This is a genomic window from Afifella sp. IM 167 (assembly GCF_020144925.1).
GTDB lineage: Bacteria > Pseudomonadota > Alphaproteobacteria > Rhizobiales > Afifellaceae > Afifella.
Genome location: NZ_NSLC01000006.1, coordinates 171,103 through 185,797, shown reverse-complemented (window position 1 = coordinate 185,797; position 14,695 = coordinate 171,103). Strand labels below are relative to the sequence as shown.

The 14,695-nt window shown below is 59.6% G+C and carries 18 protein-coding genes; 7 read left to right on the top strand and 11 right to left on the bottom strand.

From position 1 onward, the window contains the following. Genes trbL through CLD20_RS12600 form a run of 5 tightly spaced genes read left to right on the top strand, consistent with a single transcriptional unit; the run spans position 1 to position 4,398 of the window. Positions 1–1,314, top strand: a complete 1,314-nt coding sequence (trbL, locus tag CLD20_RS12620) for a P-type conjugative transfer protein TrbL (protein ID WP_224407001.1) — start codon at positions 1–3, stop codon at positions 1,312–1,314. After that, positions 1,314–1,997 (top strand): conjugal transfer protein TrbF, encoded by a 684-nt coding sequence (gene trbF / locus CLD20_RS12615; RefSeq protein WP_224407000.1) that lies wholly within the window; start codon positions 1,314–1,316, stop codon positions 1,995–1,997. Before trbL ends, trbF begins: the two co-directional genes overlap by 1 nt. Beyond that, positions 1,994–2,977, top strand: a complete 984-nt coding sequence (trbG, locus tag CLD20_RS12610) for a P-type conjugative transfer protein TrbG (protein WP_224406999.1) — start codon at positions 1,994–1,996, stop codon at positions 2,975–2,977. The genes trbF and trbG overlap by 4 nt, the downstream gene beginning before the upstream one ends. Beyond that, entirely contained in the window at positions 2,974–4,155 is a 1,182-nt protein-coding gene (locus CLD20_RS12605; protein ID WP_224406998.1) for a TrbI/VirB10 family protein, read from the top strand. The genes trbG and CLD20_RS12605 overlap by 4 nt, the downstream gene beginning before the upstream one ends. A gap of 3 nt (positions 4,156–4,158) precedes the next feature. Next, positions 4,159–4,398 (top strand): DUF2274 domain-containing protein, encoded by a 240-nt coding sequence (locus tag CLD20_RS12600; protein WP_224406997.1) that lies wholly within the window; start codon positions 4,159–4,161, stop codon positions 4,396–4,398. On the opposite strand, the gene CLD20_RS12595 is transcribed toward CLD20_RS12600, so the two are convergent. The 6 genes from CLD20_RS12595 to CLD20_RS12570 form a co-directional block, all read right to left on the bottom strand. Beyond that, entirely contained in the window at positions 4,334–5,320 is a 987-nt protein-coding gene (locus tag CLD20_RS12595) for a LysR family transcriptional regulator (protein ID WP_224406996.1), read from the bottom strand. The genes CLD20_RS12600 and CLD20_RS12595 overlap by 65 nt on opposite strands. Positions 5,321–5,365: 45 nt before the next feature. Continuing rightward, positions 5,366–5,827, bottom strand: a complete 462-nt coding sequence (locus tag CLD20_RS12590) for a RidA family protein (protein WP_224406995.1) — start codon at positions 5,825–5,827, stop codon at positions 5,366–5,368. A gap of 1 nt (position 5,828) precedes the next feature. Continuing rightward, the gene (locus CLD20_RS12585; RefSeq protein WP_224406994.1) at positions 5,829–6,701 is read right to left on the bottom strand and encodes a PhzF family phenazine biosynthesis protein; all 873 of its coding nucleotides are present in this window, start codon (positions 6,699–6,701) and stop codon (positions 5,829–5,831) included. Positions 6,702–6,713: 12 nt separating this feature from the next. Further along, a complete protein-coding gene (locus CLD20_RS12580) occupies positions 6,714–8,561 on the bottom strand; it encodes a TRAP transporter fused permease subunit (RefSeq protein ID WP_224406993.1) in 1,848 nt (615 codons plus the stop codon). Between the two features lie 75 nt (positions 8,562–8,636). Next, positions 8,637–9,632, bottom strand: a complete 996-nt coding sequence (locus CLD20_RS12575; RefSeq protein WP_224406992.1) for a TAXI family TRAP transporter solute-binding subunit — start codon at positions 9,630–9,632, stop codon at positions 8,637–8,639. Between the two features lie 75 nt (positions 9,633–9,707). After that, positions 9,708–10,544 carry an AraC family transcriptional regulator gene (locus tag CLD20_RS12570; protein WP_224406991.1) on the bottom strand — a complete coding sequence of 279 codons (837 nt, stop codon included), beginning with the start codon at positions 10,542–10,544 and terminating at the stop codon, positions 9,708–9,710. A 190-nt stretch (positions 10,545–10,734) separates the two neighbouring features. Here CLD20_RS12570 and CLD20_RS20405 point away from each other — a divergent pair, with 190 nt between their 5' ends. Further along, positions 10,735–11,190: a pyocin activator PrtN family protein gene (locus tag CLD20_RS20405; RefSeq protein WP_370636880.1), complete on the top strand. Its 456-nt coding sequence runs from the start codon at positions 10,735–10,737 to the stop codon at positions 11,188–11,190. A gap of 354 nt (positions 11,191–11,544) precedes the next feature. Next, positions 11,545–11,817 (top strand): pyocin activator PrtN family protein, encoded by a 273-nt coding sequence (locus tag CLD20_RS12560; protein WP_224406990.1) that lies wholly within the window; start codon positions 11,545–11,547, stop codon positions 11,815–11,817. Between the two features lie 156 nt (positions 11,818–11,973). On the opposite strand, the gene CLD20_RS12555 is transcribed toward CLD20_RS12560, so the two are convergent. From CLD20_RS12555 to CLD20_RS12540, 5 genes are all read right to left on the bottom strand, one after another. Further along, positions 11,974–13,293, bottom strand: a complete 1,320-nt coding sequence (locus tag CLD20_RS12555; RefSeq protein ID WP_224406989.1) for an MFS transporter — start codon at positions 13,291–13,293, stop codon at positions 11,974–11,976. A 6-nt stretch (positions 13,294–13,299) separates the two neighbouring features. After that, positions 13,300–13,575: a metal-sensing transcriptional repressor gene (locus CLD20_RS12550; protein WP_224406988.1), complete on the bottom strand. Its 276-nt coding sequence runs from the start codon at positions 13,573–13,575 to the stop codon at positions 13,300–13,302. A gap of 126 nt (positions 13,576–13,701) precedes the next feature. Beyond that, positions 13,702–13,935 carry a GDCCVxC domain-containing (seleno)protein gene (locus tag CLD20_RS20330; RefSeq protein ID WP_370636879.1) on the bottom strand — a complete coding sequence of 78 codons (234 nt, stop codon included), beginning with the start codon at positions 13,933–13,935 and terminating at the stop codon, positions 13,702–13,704. 5 nt (positions 13,936–13,940) lie between these two features. Then, complete coding sequence (locus CLD20_RS12545) at positions 13,941–14,273, bottom strand: heavy-metal-associated domain-containing protein (protein WP_224406987.1); 333 nt, start codon at positions 14,271–14,273, stop codon at positions 13,941–13,943. 10 nt (positions 14,274–14,283) lie between these two features. Continuing rightward, complete coding sequence (locus CLD20_RS12540; protein ID WP_224406986.1) at positions 14,284–14,682, bottom strand: mercuric transporter MerT family protein; 399 nt, start codon at positions 14,680–14,682, stop codon at positions 14,284–14,286. Positions 14,683–14,695: the final 13 nt, after the last annotated feature.

Sequence of the window (14,695 nt, the reverse complement as noted above, 5' to 3'; positions counted from 1 at the left end):
ATGGGCGATACCGGCGTCATCGACCATTTCCTGCAGGTCTTCACCTCCTATATCGATTCCGGCTTCGGCCTGCTCGGTGGCGAGGTGGCGTTCATCGCGACGACCCTGATCGTCATCGACGTAACTCTGGCGGCGCTGTTCTGGTCCTGGGGCGCGGACGACGACATCATTGCACGTTTGGTCAAGAAGACGCTCTTCGTCGGCGCCTTCGCCTATATCATCTCCAACTGGAACAACCTCGCCCGTATCGTCTTCGAAAGCTTCGCGGGCCTCGGTCTTCTGGCGAGCGGCACCGGCTTTTCCGCGACCGACCTGCTGCGCCCGGGCGCGGTGGCCGAAACCGGGCTGGAGGCCGGCCGGCCATTGCTTGAATCCATCTCCGACCTGATGGGTTACTGGGCCTTCTTCGAGAACTTCATCCAGATCGCCTGCCTGCTGTTCGCCTGGGCGCTGGTCCTGCTCGCCTTCTTCATCCTCGCCATCCAGCTCTTCGTCACGCTGATCGAGTTCAAGCTGACGACGCTCGCCGGCTTCGTGCTCATTCCCTTCGGTCTCTTCGGCAAATCAGCTTTCATGGCCGAGCGCGTGCTCGGCCACGTCATCTCGTCGGGCATCAAGGTGCTGGTGCTCACCGTCATCATCGGCATCGGCTCGACCCTGTTCTCCGAGTTCACCGGCGGTTTCGGCGGCGACCAGCCGACGATCGACGAGGCAATGGCCATCGTGCTCGCGGCCCTCTCGCTTCTCGGCCTCGGCATATTCGGCCCAGGCATCGCCAACGGCATCGTCTCCGGCGGGCCGCAACTCGGGGCTGGTTCCGCCGTCGGCACCAGTCTCGCCGCGGGCGGGATGATGGTGGCCGGTGGAGCCCTTGCCGCGAGAGGTGGATCCGCAGCGCTAGCCGCCGGTTCAGGCGCGGCCCGTGGAAGCGCCGCCCTGGCGGGCGGTGCCGCGACCTCCTATTCGCTCGCTTCAAGTGGGCAGTCAGGCGCTTCCGGCGTCGCGGCCGGTCTCGGCGGTGTCGCGAAGTCAGCAGGCGGAGCCATGACATCGCCCCTCCGTCGCGCCTCTGCCGGAATGAGCCAGAGTTACGCCGAAGGTGGTCGTGCCGCCATCGCGGCGACCGGCGGCGCGGTTAGCGGCGGGACCGCTGCCGCTCGTGTCAGCAGCCAAGCCGACATGCCCGATTGGGCGCGCCGCATGAAACGCGCCCAGCGCGTCAGCCACAGCGCCTCTGCCGCCGCTCATTCCATCCGTTCCGGAGACGCCCATGGCGGCGGCTCCTCCATCGATCTCTCCGAAGGTGACCGCTGATGTTCAAACGAACCGCAACCCATTACGGCAAGACGCCGGAACCCGAGACCCCTTATCAGAAGGCCGCGCAGGTCTGGGACGAGCGTATCGGCTCCGCCCGCGTGCAGGCGAGGAACTGGCGGCTCATGGCCTTTGGTTGCCTCATCCTGACGACCGGCTTCGCCTCGGCGCTGGTCTGGCAATCGACCCGCGGCACGGTGGTGCCCTGGGTGGTCCAGGTCGACGCGCACGGCGAGGCGCAGGCCGTAGCGCCGGCCGCGGCCGACTATGAACCGACCGACCCGCAACTCGCGTTCCACCTCGCCCGCTTCATCGAGAACGTCCGGGCCATTCCCGCCGACCCGATCATCGTGCGCCAGAACTGGCTGCGCGCCTATGACTTCACCACCGACCGCGGAGCGGTGGCGCTCAACGACTATGCCCGCGCCAACGATCCCTTCACCAAGGTTGGCGAGCAACAGGTGGCCGTCGAGGTTTCCAGCGTCATCCGTGCGTCGCCGAACAGCTTCCGCGTCGCCTGGACGGAGCGCCACTATGAGAACGGCCAGCTTTCCGCGACCGAGCGCTGGACCGCGATCCTGACGATCGTCATCCAGCCGCCGCGCAACGCCGAACGCCTGCGCAAAAACCCGCTCGGAATCTACGTCAACGCCATCAACTGGTCCAAGGAGCTCGGACAATGACAGTGCCGCTTTTCCGTAAAGCCGGAGGGGCGGTTTCGTGCAAAGCCTCTTTCGCGGTTCTGCTTATTTCCGTATCCACGCTGTCCGGCTGCGCCACCTTCAGGCCCCCGGAAATCAGCTACGACAGCGACGTGCCCCCCTTGCCATCGGTGCCGGCGGTAGCGACGGAGGAAGCTCCCAAACCGCTTCACGTCCCACCGGCATGGACGCCGGCCCATGGTGGGGATACCGCAACGACATCGACCGGCCGCGTCGAGAACGCCAATGCCGCCGCTCGGATCGAACCGAGGCGCGAAGGGTATTTCAACGCCATCCAGATCTATCCCTGGAGCGAGGGGGCGCTCTATCAGGTCTACGCCGCACCAGGCCAGATCACTAATATCGCGCTCGAGCCCGGTGAGAGCCTGACCGGCGGCGGACCGATCGCGGCCGGCGACACCGCGCGCTGGATCATCGGTGATACGGAAAGCGGCAACGGCCACATGCGCCGCGTCCATATCCTCGTCAAGCCGACACGTCCCGATATCACGACCAATCTCGTCATCAGTACGGACCGGCGTGTCTACATGATCGAGTTGCGCGCCGGCGAAGAGCCCTACATGCCAGCCGTCGCCTGGGCCTATCCGGCGCGACCAGCGACGCAGCGCCAAGCCACACCCGCCCGGCCGACGATTCCGGTCATGAGCGCGCGCCATTATCGTTACGGGTTGACGGGGGACACGCCGCCCTGGCGGCCGGTTTCCGTCTTCGATGACGGGCGCCGGGTCTACATCCAGTTCCCGCGCGGCATCGTCCAAGGCGAAATGCCTCCCCTTTTCGTGCTCGGCTCCGATGGCGAGGCGCAGATCGTCAACAGCCGCATCTATCAAAACATCCTGATTGTCGACCGCATCTTCGCCGCTGCCGAGCTGCGTCTCGGCAGCGGCCGCGAACAGCAGGTGGTCAGGATCGTAAGAACCGACGGGAGACCAGGGTCATGAGTGATAACAACACCGCAAAGAGCGAACCGGGGCTCACCGGCTCCTCGACCGAGGCAGCCGCCGCCATGCGCTTGCGTGCCAAGCCGCCACAAGTCACCCGCCTGTCGCGGCGGACCTTAGCGGCAGCCGGCCTGGTCGTCTCGCTCGGAATTGGCGGAGCCCTGATCTATGCGCTACGTCCGCCGGATTCCGGATCCGGTGGCGAAGAGCTCTATACGACCGACAACCGCCGGACGGCGAAAGGGCTGGAGGACCTGCCGCGCGACTATACCGGGCCGGTCCTTGGCCCACCCTTGCCGGGCGATCTCGGCCGGCCGATCCTCGACGCCCAGGAACGAGGCCAACCGGTCGCGCCTCCCGTCATCGCACCGACCGCGACCGATCCCGATGAGCAACGCCGGCTTGCCGAGGCCGAGGCGGCACGGACCAGCCGCCTCTTCTTCCAGACCGGCTCTATCGCCCAGAACAGACCCGTTGACGCCGCGGCTCCGAACTCTCTCGGGCTCGATCTCACCGGTCAACAACCCGCGACCACGGCCCAGGATCGTCAACACGCCTTTCTGAATGCCGCGACCGACCGCCAAACGGTCGCGCCCGATCGCGTCCTGCCGCCGGCCTCGCCCTATATTCTTCAGGCCGGTTCGGTAATTCCTGCCGCGCTTGTCACCGGCATTCGCTCCGACCTCCCCGGCCAGATCACCGCGCAGGTCACCCAGCACATCTACGATAGCCCGACCGGCCAAATCCTGCTCATCCCCCAGGGCACGCGCATCATTGGCGAATACTCCAACGATGTCGGCTTCGGCCAGCGCCGAGTTCTGCTTGTTTGGAACCGGCTGATCTTCCCGAACGGCCGCTCCATCGTGCTCGAGCGGCAACCGGGTGCCGATACCGAAGGCTTTGCCGGCCTAGAGGATGGCGTCGATCATCACTGGTGGGATCTGGCGAAAGCTGCCGGGCTGTCGACCCTGCTCGCGGTCGGGGCGGAAATCACCATGGATGACGATGACCGCCTGGTCCAGGCCATCCGCAACGGCGCGCAGGACACGATCAACGACGCCGGCCAGCAGATCATCCAGCGCCAACTGCAAATCCCGCCCACGCTGACGATCAGGCCGGGCTTCCCGATGCGCGTCATCGTCACACGCGATCTCGTCCTGGAACCCTATCGAGGCTGAGCCATGACCACGAAACTGAAGCTCTCCGCCATTCCCGACGACAAGCCGGTCAAGCTTACCTTCGAACTTCCCGCCGAGGTTCATCGTGATCTTGTCGCTTATGCCGATGTGATGGCCCGCGACTCCGGCGAGGCGGCCCCTGAACCGGCGCGGCTGATCGCACCGATGCTGCGGAGGTTCATGGCGACGGATCGCGCCTTCGCGCGTCTGCGGAAGTCGAGCCGGGCGCCTCGTCAGAACTGATCTGGCGAGACAACCAATCGGAATTGCCGCGCCGCACCCTGCCGGCCAGAACGTGAGCCGTGCTGACCAAACAGCGCAGCGCCGGATTGTCGTTCTCGGCCAGCCAGATCGCCTTGAAGGGCAAGACGTCATCCTTGCCCATCAAGGGTCGCAGCACGAGGTCCGGAAGGATCACATGTGACCACGCTGCTGTCGTGACCGTCAGACCGTGCCCGAGACTGACGAGATTCATCAACGTCTCGAAACCTACGCACCGAGGCTCGATCTCTACTTGGATGGCAAGGCTTGCGAGACGTCGCAAGAGGCAGTCATGGAATTCCGGACCTGGCGGCATCTTACTCGTGATGAACTTCTCGCCACGAACATTCGACCATTCAAGCGTGCCGCGTTCGGCAAGCCTGTGTCCCTTCGGCAAGGCAATATGGAGTGGTTCCGACCAAAGCTCGGCGCATTCGCAGTTCCGGGACTCGCACTCGCCAGGAACAAAAGCGATGTCCAGTTCACGCGCTCGAAGCGCAGCGATGTGCTCGTCCCGCCCGCCATCGTGAACATCGACCCGGACCTGCGGATATTCATTTTGATAGGCGATGACCAGTTTGCGCAGAAACCCGCCGGCGAGCGACGTCAGAACGCCAAGCTGAACGTTCCCCGCTTCGGCGCGGCCTGCTGAATGAGCCGCGCGCCGTGCCTGGTCTAGCTGCTGTAGTGCGGACTGCACCTCCTCCAGATAACGCTGCCCCGCATTGGTGAGCCGGACACCCGTATTGCTGCGCTCGAGCAGCGAGACCCCGAGCTTATCCTCCAGACGCATGATCTTGCGGCTGACGCAAGACTGCCCAACTCCGAGCGTCTCGGCCGCCCTTCGCAGGCTTCCGTTCTCAGCAGCGGCTACGAAGTAGCGGATTTCTGAAAGCTGGGGCATTCTGAGCATTTATAGAAATGACATACCAAAGCGTTGGGCGCCGACTTAGCTTCTTAGCCGCACACTCAATTCCATCTCGACAAGCCCGCCGGATGGCAAACTGGAGACCCCGACAGCTGTGCGGACATGCCGACCCGCTTTACCGAAAAGGTCGAGAAGCAATTGAGACGCAGGATCAAGCACTTTCGAATGAACCGTAAATCCAGGGTGCGACGACACAAATCCCCGGACTGAAATGATGCGGTCGACCTTGTCCAAATCACCCACGGCTGCCTTGACCACAGCAAGACACCGCAAGACGCAAATGCGCGCAGCCTTCCATGCGAGGTCCAATTCGTCTCCTTCGGCAAGGCAACCTGAGATGACGTCTTCGCCGACGCGGGAAAGCTGTCCCGAGGTATATACAACCCCAGTTTCGATCCGATAGATTTCGTAAAGACCGTTGGCTTTCGGCGTCTCAGGCAATTCCAGTTTGAGGTCCGCAAGCTTTTGCTCAATCTTACCCATTTCAGCTGACGCTCTCCAGATCTTCGCTTTCATCGACCGTGCACGAACCCGTTATCCAGCAGCCCGTTACGGCTGATCCGCTGCGCTCGAAACTCACCAGAATTTCCGAAGCCCTGCCCATGGCCTCGCCCTGCCGAACGGTCACGGTTTCCGCTGGATTGGCCAGTCCCCAATGGAGCATGCCGAAGACCAGAGCCGATGCGGCAATGCCGGTGGCCGCATCCTCCGGATATCCGGAGGATTTTGGGAACTGGCGCGCGTGCGCAACGCCTGAAACCTGATCCAGAGCGAAAGGGTACAGCCCGGTTGAGCCGATCTGGTCGCATATCCGCTGCATTCGGTCGAAATCAGGCGCAAGCGCATGCAGGTGCTCGATGCTGTTCAGCGCGACGAGCGTCTTCACCCGGCTTGTCGCGGCGTTGAGAAGGTGCGGCTGCGCAAGATCCCCTTCCGCAATGCCGAGAACAGATCGCACTAAACCTGATTGATCAGCAGTGAGTTCCGCAATCCTGCCAACGGGCTGAGATACCGCAATCGGACCCGCTGGCGGCACCACAGCAGCAACCTGGCCGCTCAGCGTCTTGATTGAGACGCGCGGCTTGGCCACGCGACCTGCCTCACGAAGCATCCAAAGAGCGCCTATGGTTGCATGTCCGCACATTTCCATTTCGTGATTGGGCACAAAATAGCGGAAGTGGAAATCGGCATCACCCTGGGGCGTCGAGGACACCACGAAACCGCATTCATGTCCGTAACACTTTGCAACCTCGCGCATTTCATCGGCTGACATGCACTCGGCATCGAGAACAATTGGCGCAGGATTCCCCCCCTTCGGGCTTGCTGGAAAAACCCGGACTAAACTTACGGTCGGCATACTGACCTCCTGTTATATATTGTTGGTGGCAAACCGCCGCCGGTAGACGGTGTTCAACCCGAGCGCCCCGACAGCCAAAACAGCTCCCGCAAGCTGCATTTGCCACAAGGGCCACAACACCAACACGGCAGATGCAGCAATTACGATGCGCGCAGGCATGCTGAGGCGCTCAAACGCCATTCCAGAGAACGACATCGCCACGAACAAACTCGCTCCGAATCCCACCGCTACTGCGGTCATCGCAGCAGCCGAACCCTGATCGAACAGCAAGCCATGGAAGACGAACAGCAGCGGAATCATGTAGAGTCCCTTGCCCAGAACCATCGCCTTCACCCCGGTTTTGGCGGGATTGCCGCCCGCAATACCGGCTGCAGCGAATGCTGCAAGACAAACCGGGGGGGTCAGCAATGAGTCCTGGCTCAGCCAGAAAATCGCCATGTGCGCCGCAACGGGCGACACGCCCAGTTCTATCAGGGCGGGGGCGCCAAAACTCGCGACCACGATATAGGAGGCCGTCACGGGCAGGCCCATCCCGAGGAAAAGCGATATGATAGCGATGAGCACAATAACGATCAGAACATTTCCGCCACCCAACGCAGCCAGTGACTGGGCCATCGCAACGACGAGCCCGGACGTCTCGACCGACACAACGATAAGGCCCGCGCAGATCAGCACAATCGCTGTCGGAATCATCGTTTGAAGGGTCTCAGTCGCGATTTCGAGCCATTTGGTCGGCCAAAGCGGATTCTTGGTCAGTAGGCTGGTCAGAACCACCGCACCGCACGCCCATCCAGCCGAGTAGACAGGGCTATATCCGCTCACGAGCAAAAAGATTAATAGAGCAATGGGCGCAAGAAAGGCGACACCCTGAATCCAACTCACGGACACGAGCTCCCCTTCATCTGCGAGAGCCTGCAGCTTTCCTTCCCGCGTAAGGGTGAGGTGAATGTTCAGTGAAATTGAAAAGAAATAGAGGATGGCGGGGATGATTGAGATTAGAACCAATTCCGTGTACGGCACGCCAATCCAGTCAGACATTATGAATATCCCGGCACCCATGATTGGCGGAACGAGCTGTGAACCAGTGGAGGCTGCTGCCTCAACGCCACCAGCGAACTCCTTGGACAGACCCGCACGCTTCATCATCGGAATAGTGATCGTTCCGGTGCCGGCCACATTGGCGACGGCGCTGCCGCTGACCGTACCCATCAATGCGCTGGAGAGGACTGCCACGTGAGCGGAACCGCCCGGCACTTTGCCCATCAGCCTCAAAGCTCCGGCAATCAAGAATTGCGTGGCGCCGGCCGCGCGCAAGAGCGTGCTCAAAAGCACGAACATGAAAATAATCGTGGCCGATATGGTGGTCGTCGACCCCAGCAGCGCTCCATCCTGCCAGAATACGCGGAAGGCCATTCGGTACTCCGAAAGGCCGCCAAAATAAAACAGTCCCGACATGTATTTGCCGAGATACATGACATAAGCGAGTAGCACGATCGCTATAATGGGGATAACTAGTCCCGTGTACCGCCGCGTAAGATCGAGAACCAGAACAACAGCGACCCATGCAACGAATTGGTCCATCAAAGTGAGATCGAACCGCTCGAAAACTGCATCTTCAAACACCAGAAAATAAATACCGACGCCCAGTCCCAGTGCCGCAAGGACCAAGTCGCGAATGCGCGCGAAAGTGCTTGGGTTTCCATCGACCGCAAACGCCGAATAGCCAAGGACCAGGATAATAGAGAGATGCCAAGCATTCAGGAACGTATCTGATGTAATCAAAAACAGGTTGCATGCTATGTGCAGCGCAATGGTTGCGAGCGCGCCAACTGCCCAGATTTTGCGAAGACTGAAATTCATAATTCCTCCCGGCCAAGTTTCACCAAGGCCGAGTCATGGCCCGGCCTTGGCGTTGCGGATAGTGCGTTGATCGGGTTACGGACGAAGTAAGTCCGGGATCGTAAGACCCTGCTCTTCGTAGTAGCGAATTGCGCCGGGATGTAACGGCACTGGAAGACCATCCATCGCCGTTTCGAGCTGAATTGCTTTGGCAGCGGCGTGTGCTTCACGCAACTGGTCGAGATTTTCGAACATCGTCTTAGTGATCTGATAAACAGTTTCTTCTGAGACATCTGCGCTCATCGCCAAAAAATTAGGCTGCTTAAGCGTATTGATATCCTCGGACTGCCCTTGGTAAGTGCCGGCGGGAATAATGGCTCGCGTAAAAAGACCGCCCGAAGCTTCGCTGATCTTTTCCAACTGCTCGTCCGTGACCTCAAGCATCTGCATATCGTTTCCCGATGTCACATAAAGCTGTGAAACCGATGGCGTCGGAATGCCCCCTGAAGCGCTCAGCCCGCCCAGACGACCGTTCTGAAAAGCCTCAGCGGCAGCATCATATTTCATGTTGACCGGCAGGAAATCATGATGGACGTCAACGCCTATGGCACCGAGGACGATTTTGGAGGTTCCTTCCGTGCCGCTGTTCCTCGGACCCACGGAAAACTGCGCACCAAGCTGAGTGAGGTCCGACAGATCGCCCGAACTCACTTTGTCCTTGCGAATAACAAACTGCTCATAATTCTGCCAAAGGGCGGCAATGGAACGTAGATTGGTAACAGGCGGCTTGCCCTCGCGCGTTCCCGAGGCGGTATATCCGTCTCGCCCGTAGAGCCCCATCATAATGGCCATGGGCGCTTCGTTGCCGCGAACCAGATCGACATTCTCTGCCGACCCCGCCGTCGTGATTGGCGAAAGCCGTATGCCTTTGTCAGCCAGCTTGTCGGTCACGATGGTCGCAAGCGCGACGCCGACAGGATAGTAGGATCCCCCCGAGGACGCCGTGGCAAGCGTGATGTTTTCGTCGGCAGAGGCGCTTGCGGATAAAGCGCCAACCAACATCATTGCCGTAAGAAATGTCTGTTTGAGCATGTGAGGTCTCCCTGTTGTACATTCTGACAACATTAAGGGAATTCACATTGCCCGTGCCTTTGCGGCCGGGCCGCATTAACTTTGCAGGCGAGCCAAGCGCGCTCGGAGCCGGAAATCACTGGGCGTCATGCCATGTTCACGTTTAAAGCTCGTGGTGAAGTTTGCGGCATTGTCGAGGCCGACATGCGATGCGATTTGCTGAATGGACCACTCCGTTTCGCGAACCAGTCTCGCCGCCTCACGATGCCGTTCAGCCCGCACGAACTGTGAAACCGACAGACCGGTCCTTTCGCGGAACAATCTGGTCAGATGGCGGCGGGAGATATCGAGCCCGGCAGCGAGTTCGTCGAGTGACGGGGGTGATACAAGGCTTGCTCGCAAAATAGCTATAGCTTCTCGCACAATAGCAGCGCCATGTTCACCTGGATGGCCGCGCAGCTCCGGCTTTGAGGTCAACATCTTGACCAGGCAATCCTCTGCCATGAGTTCGACGAGGCGCGTGGAGTGATCAAAATGGTCCGCTTCGATTCCCGAATGCTTCCGAGCAATAATTTTTGCGAGGTGCAGACTTGTATCGGAAAGAGCCCAAATGCCCGAGGCGTGATCTGAGCGCGTCTGAAGCCCGTGCCGTTTGTATAGAAACCTCTGCCAATCACGATTCAAATAGACCGCGATATGTTCCTGATAGCTACGATTTGCCCAGGTGTCATGGGGCAATCCCGCCTCAACGTAATAGAAATAATCGCGCTCCAATAGGCGGCGCATGCCGTAATGCTCGTCATTGACAGTCATAGTGCTGCTTACCGGCAGTAACATCATTGCATGTTGATCATGACTGTGTGACTCAGTCTTGTAGTTGACCGCATCACACCGAATACAGGTCGCGACTTCTATATTGGAAAGATCAACCATTCTGAGTTCGATTTCCTAGCCGTATAAACAAAGCTTACCTCACGCACATCCCGAAGTCACGGGAGCCGCACGTCGATGCGCGCCTATTTTGTCGGCATGTATTTTTAGCGCAGCCGAACGGCCAGTCTGCCCTATTCGTTTCCCGCCCAATTGTCCGGCGGCCAGCATCAGTACGACGCGACGACGGATTATGAGTTTTCCGCTCCGGAATGCAGTGCAGCGACAGCGCGCGAACCACATTTTGCGCTACGAACATATTCGCTATTCCTGCCTCGAACACGCGATAGCCACCTGCACTGTCCCAGTGGCACCGTTTGCTCCAATTGAACTTCCCACCCGCTCCGTTGATCATCGCACCGATGATCACCTACGGGTCACGAAATTGAACACACTTTTCTTGCTCATGGCACAATATGATGGACGAGTGATCGTCCCTGCGGAAACTGTGTGCAAGGACTACTTTTCTCACCTAACGCTCGCCAAGTTTCTGCGCAAAGTGAGCTCCGGAGAAATCGAGCTTCCGCTAACCCGCGCAGAAAGAAGCCAGAAAAGCGCGAAAGGCGTTCATCTCCAGGACCTGGCTTCATACCTCGACAAGCGACGCGAAATCGCACTGTCCGAAGCACGCGCCTTCCGCCACAGTTAGCGCTCCAGTACCTACTTTGCGCTTGGTGTTCGGAAATCCCTAGAAAACCTCCGGTACGCCGCCCTCCAATATGCCATTCGTGCCCCCTGCCCCGTAATTCGACCAATGTTGGTCAAGCGTAGTGGATGAGTACAACAATGGTACAACGTGGCGGAAGCAAAGCCCTTTAGTTATTGATTTTACTTTTCTTTTCGCAACGTCCGTCCAATCCATCATGGGCGCAAGAGCAAATTTCCTATATTTTTCAATCATTTACATACATTTTCTAAACTATCTTGAGATGGGATGGACTGACATTCCCTACAAACGTGTTATGTGATTCATTTCACTCAGATTTTCAGAGAGTAGCGCCTGATGTCGCCCAACACCACATTCCTGCTCATGGCTCAATACAATGGCAAAGCCATCATTCCGGTCGATGAAGTGCGTCGCGATTTCTTTTCGCATCTGACGCTCCCGAAATTTCTTCGCAAACTCGGTTCTGGTGATATCGCCCTGCCACTCATCCGAATGGAACACAGCCAGAAATGCGCCAAAGGCGTCCATTTGCAGGACCTGGCGGACTATCTCGACAAGCGACGCAAGGTGGCCATGAAAGAATTGTCTCAATTGACAGGGTGGAACTGAGCCTGATGTCTGAAACGGAACCTCGCACCGCTTTTCGGGGGTACTTATAGGGTCCGGGCCTACCCTGAGTGCCTCTTGGTTGACCAGCAAACGCAAGATCGATGTCCCGTTTGATTTCAAAGAGCCATTGCAGCGTGGACGATCCACGATTGTTGCTTACGGCTCACGCGGCCATTGCGGATGCAAATCGTCGATGATGAAGGCGTGGGCATGGCGGTGCCCGCCGCCGGGTGTGCCCTCTTTCCAGTGCGGGTCGCTATCCGGCAACTCGGGATGCTTATGTGGGACAGTTTCCTGGTCGGTTGCCGGCCAGATAAGGAACGCAGCGGCCAAAGCTACAGCGCCCATGACCGCAAGAACCACGAATGTCGGATTCAATCCGAGCGTGGCACCAAGCCAACCCGCCAGCGGATATGTGACGAGCCAGCAGCCGTGCGACAGCGCAAACTGCGCCGCGAACAGGGCGGGCCGGTCTTCGGGATGCGAAGAGCGCCGCAGCAATCGGCCGGATGGCGTCTGAGCGGTGGAATATCCGATCCCAATCACGAACCACAGTGGCAAAAGCATCATAAAGCCAGGCATGACGGTTCCCGCGACAAGCCCGGCGATCATGAGCGCAACACCGGTCAGCATTGCCTCGCGGTCGGAGACCGTTTCGAGAAGGCGGGGCAAAGTGAGCGCCGCCAGCATCGACCCACCGCCGAACGCCCCCAGCGCCAAGGCAGTGGATTGCTGAGACAGTCCAAACGCGCCCTGCACGATGACAACCGTATTGACGATTACCATCGCACCCGCAGCGGCAACGGCCATGTTAACCGCCAGCAACCCGCGCAGCCGGGGCGTCGCCAGATAGATACGCATTCCACGCGTAGTCCGTTCGTAGATCGGGCGCGGCGTGATCGGCTTCGGGCTGGGCAGCAGGACCGAGACAACGAGCGCGGCCGATGCAAGGAAGCCGATGACGGTACCCGCGAACAGCGTATGAAAGCTGACAAGGGTAAGCAGAAGCGCGGCCAGCATCGGACTGACCAGGCTTTCGAGATCATAGGCCAGCCGCGACAGTGACAGGGCCCGCGTATAGTCTTTCTCGTCCGGCAGAACCTCGGGGATCGTCGCCTGGAAGGTCGGCGTGAATCCCGCCGAGGCCGATTGCAACAGGAAGATCAGTACATAGATCTGCCAGACCTCAGTGACGAATGGCAGCAAGACTGCGATGGCCGCGCGCGCCATATCAAGGCTGACCAGCATGGCGCGCCGGGGCAGGCGTTCGGCGAAGGCGGCGGCAACCGGCGCCACACCGACATAGGCGATCATCTTGATAGCGAGCGCGGTGCCAAGCACCGTGCCGGCATCAGCACCGGCAAGATCGAAGGCCAGCAGCCCCAGGGCAACGGTTGCCAGTCCCGTACCGATCAGGGCGATCACCTGTGCGCTGAAGAGATGCCGATAGGTGCGGTTCGAAAGAATCTCGAGCATCGCGCGTCACAGATACTTCGTGATCGCCTTGAACTCGACGATCGATTGTTTCTGTTCCTCCGGCAAGCTCTCGGCAGCATCGCCCAGGCAATGATCGAGGTGATCGTGGATCAACGTCTTCTTTGCCTCGGAGATCGCCTTTTCGACGGCGTGAAGTTGCTGCGCGAGATCGAGGCATGGTCGACCGTCCTCGATCATGCCGATCACACTTTGCAGGTGACCTGCGGCGCGTTTGAGGCGCTTGACGATGGACGGATGCGTGGAATGGACAGCTGCTGACATGTTCAGACCATATCCTCCCTGGGGGGATATGGTCAAAGGCCACGGTAAGTCACTGGCCTCGGCCGTTCAAGCCGTGTTGGCCTGTCAACAAGACACAACAAGCCAGTACCTCACGCCTCGCGACAATCAGTCTCGATTGGCGCAGCAATCGACACCGTTCTCCGAGCTCTGGACCGGCGGACAGGGAACATCACCATAGGAGCAGAACACGCAACAGTCTCCGGCTCTGGGTTTGATCGTCGTCCCGCAGTCATTGCATTCATAGAAATACTGACAGGCATCCGTCGGCATCGTCTCCGTCGCACGGTGCCCGCAAACCGGGCAGGTAATTGTCGAGACTGTCTTGAGAGCGCTGGTCACGGCCGTCACAAGATATGCTTTGCCGGATATCCGGCATTGGCCGAGGCGGTCGCAATGGCTTCAATGGTCGTCATGGATGGATCGAATGTCACGGTCGCCGTCCTGGCATCGAAATCGACCGTCACCGATTTCACGCCTTCAACACTTTCCATCGCTTTTCTAACAGTGATGGGGCAGAGCGCACAGGTCATGCCCGGCACATTGAAGGTCGCTGTTTGTTCGGCCTCCGCCGCCTGCGCGACCGACACGAGAACCGGTGAGGCAACCGAACCGATCAGGGGAAGACCGGACACACTGATAGCCAGCAATCCCGCCGTGGCGATGAGAAGTCGTATCATGTCTATTCTCCTAATAGAAAAGCGGCGCCCACCAGTTGATGGTCAGCGCGACGACGACCAGAACCGTCGAAAGCCAAAGAGCCGATTTGGTGATGAGGGCGGATTCGGGACGGGCGCAGAAGGATTCGTCCTCGCAGACCGGCTGGGCCTTGAAATAGACCTGCCGGAACCCGAGCCCGATGAAGACAAGCGCCACGCCGGCAAAGATCGGCTTGTAGGGCTCGAGCGCGGTCAGATTGCCGATCCAGGCACCCGAGACGCCGAGCAACAATAGTACGAGCGGCGCGATACAGCAGGTTGACGCCAGGATGGCGCCGACGACACCGCCGGCGGCAAACCATTCCTTCTTTCGATCCGCCACGTGCGTCGGCGCATCCAGTGTCGCGGTTTCGATTTTGGACTCGCTCATGCGGTTCGCCCTC

What these genes read in the sequence shown, in the direction of transcription:
- trbL (WP_224407001.1), top strand. Translation starts at nt 1, where the DNA reads ATGGGCGATACCGGCGTCATCGACCATTTCCTGCAGGTCTTCACCTCC.
- trbF (WP_224407000.1), top strand. Translation starts at nt 1,314, where the DNA reads ATGTTCAAACGAACCGCAACCCATTACGGCAAGACGCCGGAACCCGAG.
- trbG (WP_224406999.1), top strand. Translation starts at nt 1,994, where the DNA reads ATGACAGTGCCGCTTTTCCGTAAAGCCGGAGGGGCGGTTTCGTGCAAA.
- CLD20_RS12605 (WP_224406998.1), top strand. Translation starts at nt 2,974, where the DNA reads ATGAGTGATAACAACACCGCAAAGAGCGAACCGGGGCTCACCGGCTCC.
- CLD20_RS12600 (WP_224406997.1), top strand. Translation starts at nt 4,159, where the DNA reads ATGACCACGAAACTGAAGCTCTCCGCCATTCCCGACGACAAGCCGGTC.
- CLD20_RS12595 (WP_224406996.1), bottom strand. Translation starts at nt 5,320, where the DNA reads ATGCCCCAGCTTTCAGAAATCCGCTACTTCGTAGCCGCTGCTGAGAAC.
- CLD20_RS12590 (WP_224406995.1), bottom strand. Translation starts at nt 5,827, where the DNA reads ATGGGTAAGATTGAGCAAAAGCTTGCGGACCTCAAACTGGAATTGCCT.
- CLD20_RS12585 (WP_224406994.1), bottom strand. Translation starts at nt 6,701, where the DNA reads ATGCCGACCGTAAGTTTAGTCCGGGTTTTTCCAGCAAGCCCGAAGGGG.
- CLD20_RS12580 (WP_224406993.1), bottom strand. Translation starts at nt 8,561, where the DNA reads ATGAATTTCAGTCTTCGCAAAATCTGGGCAGTTGGCGCGCTCGCAACC.
- CLD20_RS12575 (WP_224406992.1), bottom strand. Translation starts at nt 9,632, where the DNA reads ATGCTCAAACAGACATTTCTTACGGCAATGATGTTGGTTGGCGCTTTA.
- CLD20_RS12570 (WP_224406991.1), bottom strand. Translation starts at nt 10,544, where the DNA reads ATGGTTGATCTTTCCAATATAGAAGTCGCGACCTGTATTCGGTGTGAT.
- CLD20_RS20405 (WP_370636880.1), top strand. Translation starts at nt 10,735, where the DNA reads ATGAGTTTTCCGCTCCGGAATGCAGTGCAGCGACAGCGCGCGAACCAC.
- CLD20_RS12560 (WP_224406990.1), top strand. Translation starts at nt 11,545, where the DNA reads ATGTCGCCCAACACCACATTCCTGCTCATGGCTCAATACAATGGCAAA.
- CLD20_RS12555 (WP_224406989.1), bottom strand. Translation starts at nt 13,293, where the DNA reads ATGCTCGAGATTCTTTCGAACCGCACCTATCGGCATCTCTTCAGCGCA.
- CLD20_RS12550 (WP_224406988.1), bottom strand. Translation starts at nt 13,575, where the DNA reads ATGTCAGCAGCTGTCCATTCCACGCATCCGTCCATCGTCAAGCGCCTC.
- CLD20_RS12545 (WP_224406987.1), bottom strand. Translation starts at nt 14,273, where the DNA reads ATGATACGACTTCTCATCGCCACGGCGGGATTGCTGGCTATCAGTGTG.
- CLD20_RS12540 (WP_224406986.1), bottom strand. Translation starts at nt 14,682, where the DNA reads ATGAGCGAGTCCAAAATCGAAACCGCGACACTGGATGCGCCGACGCAC.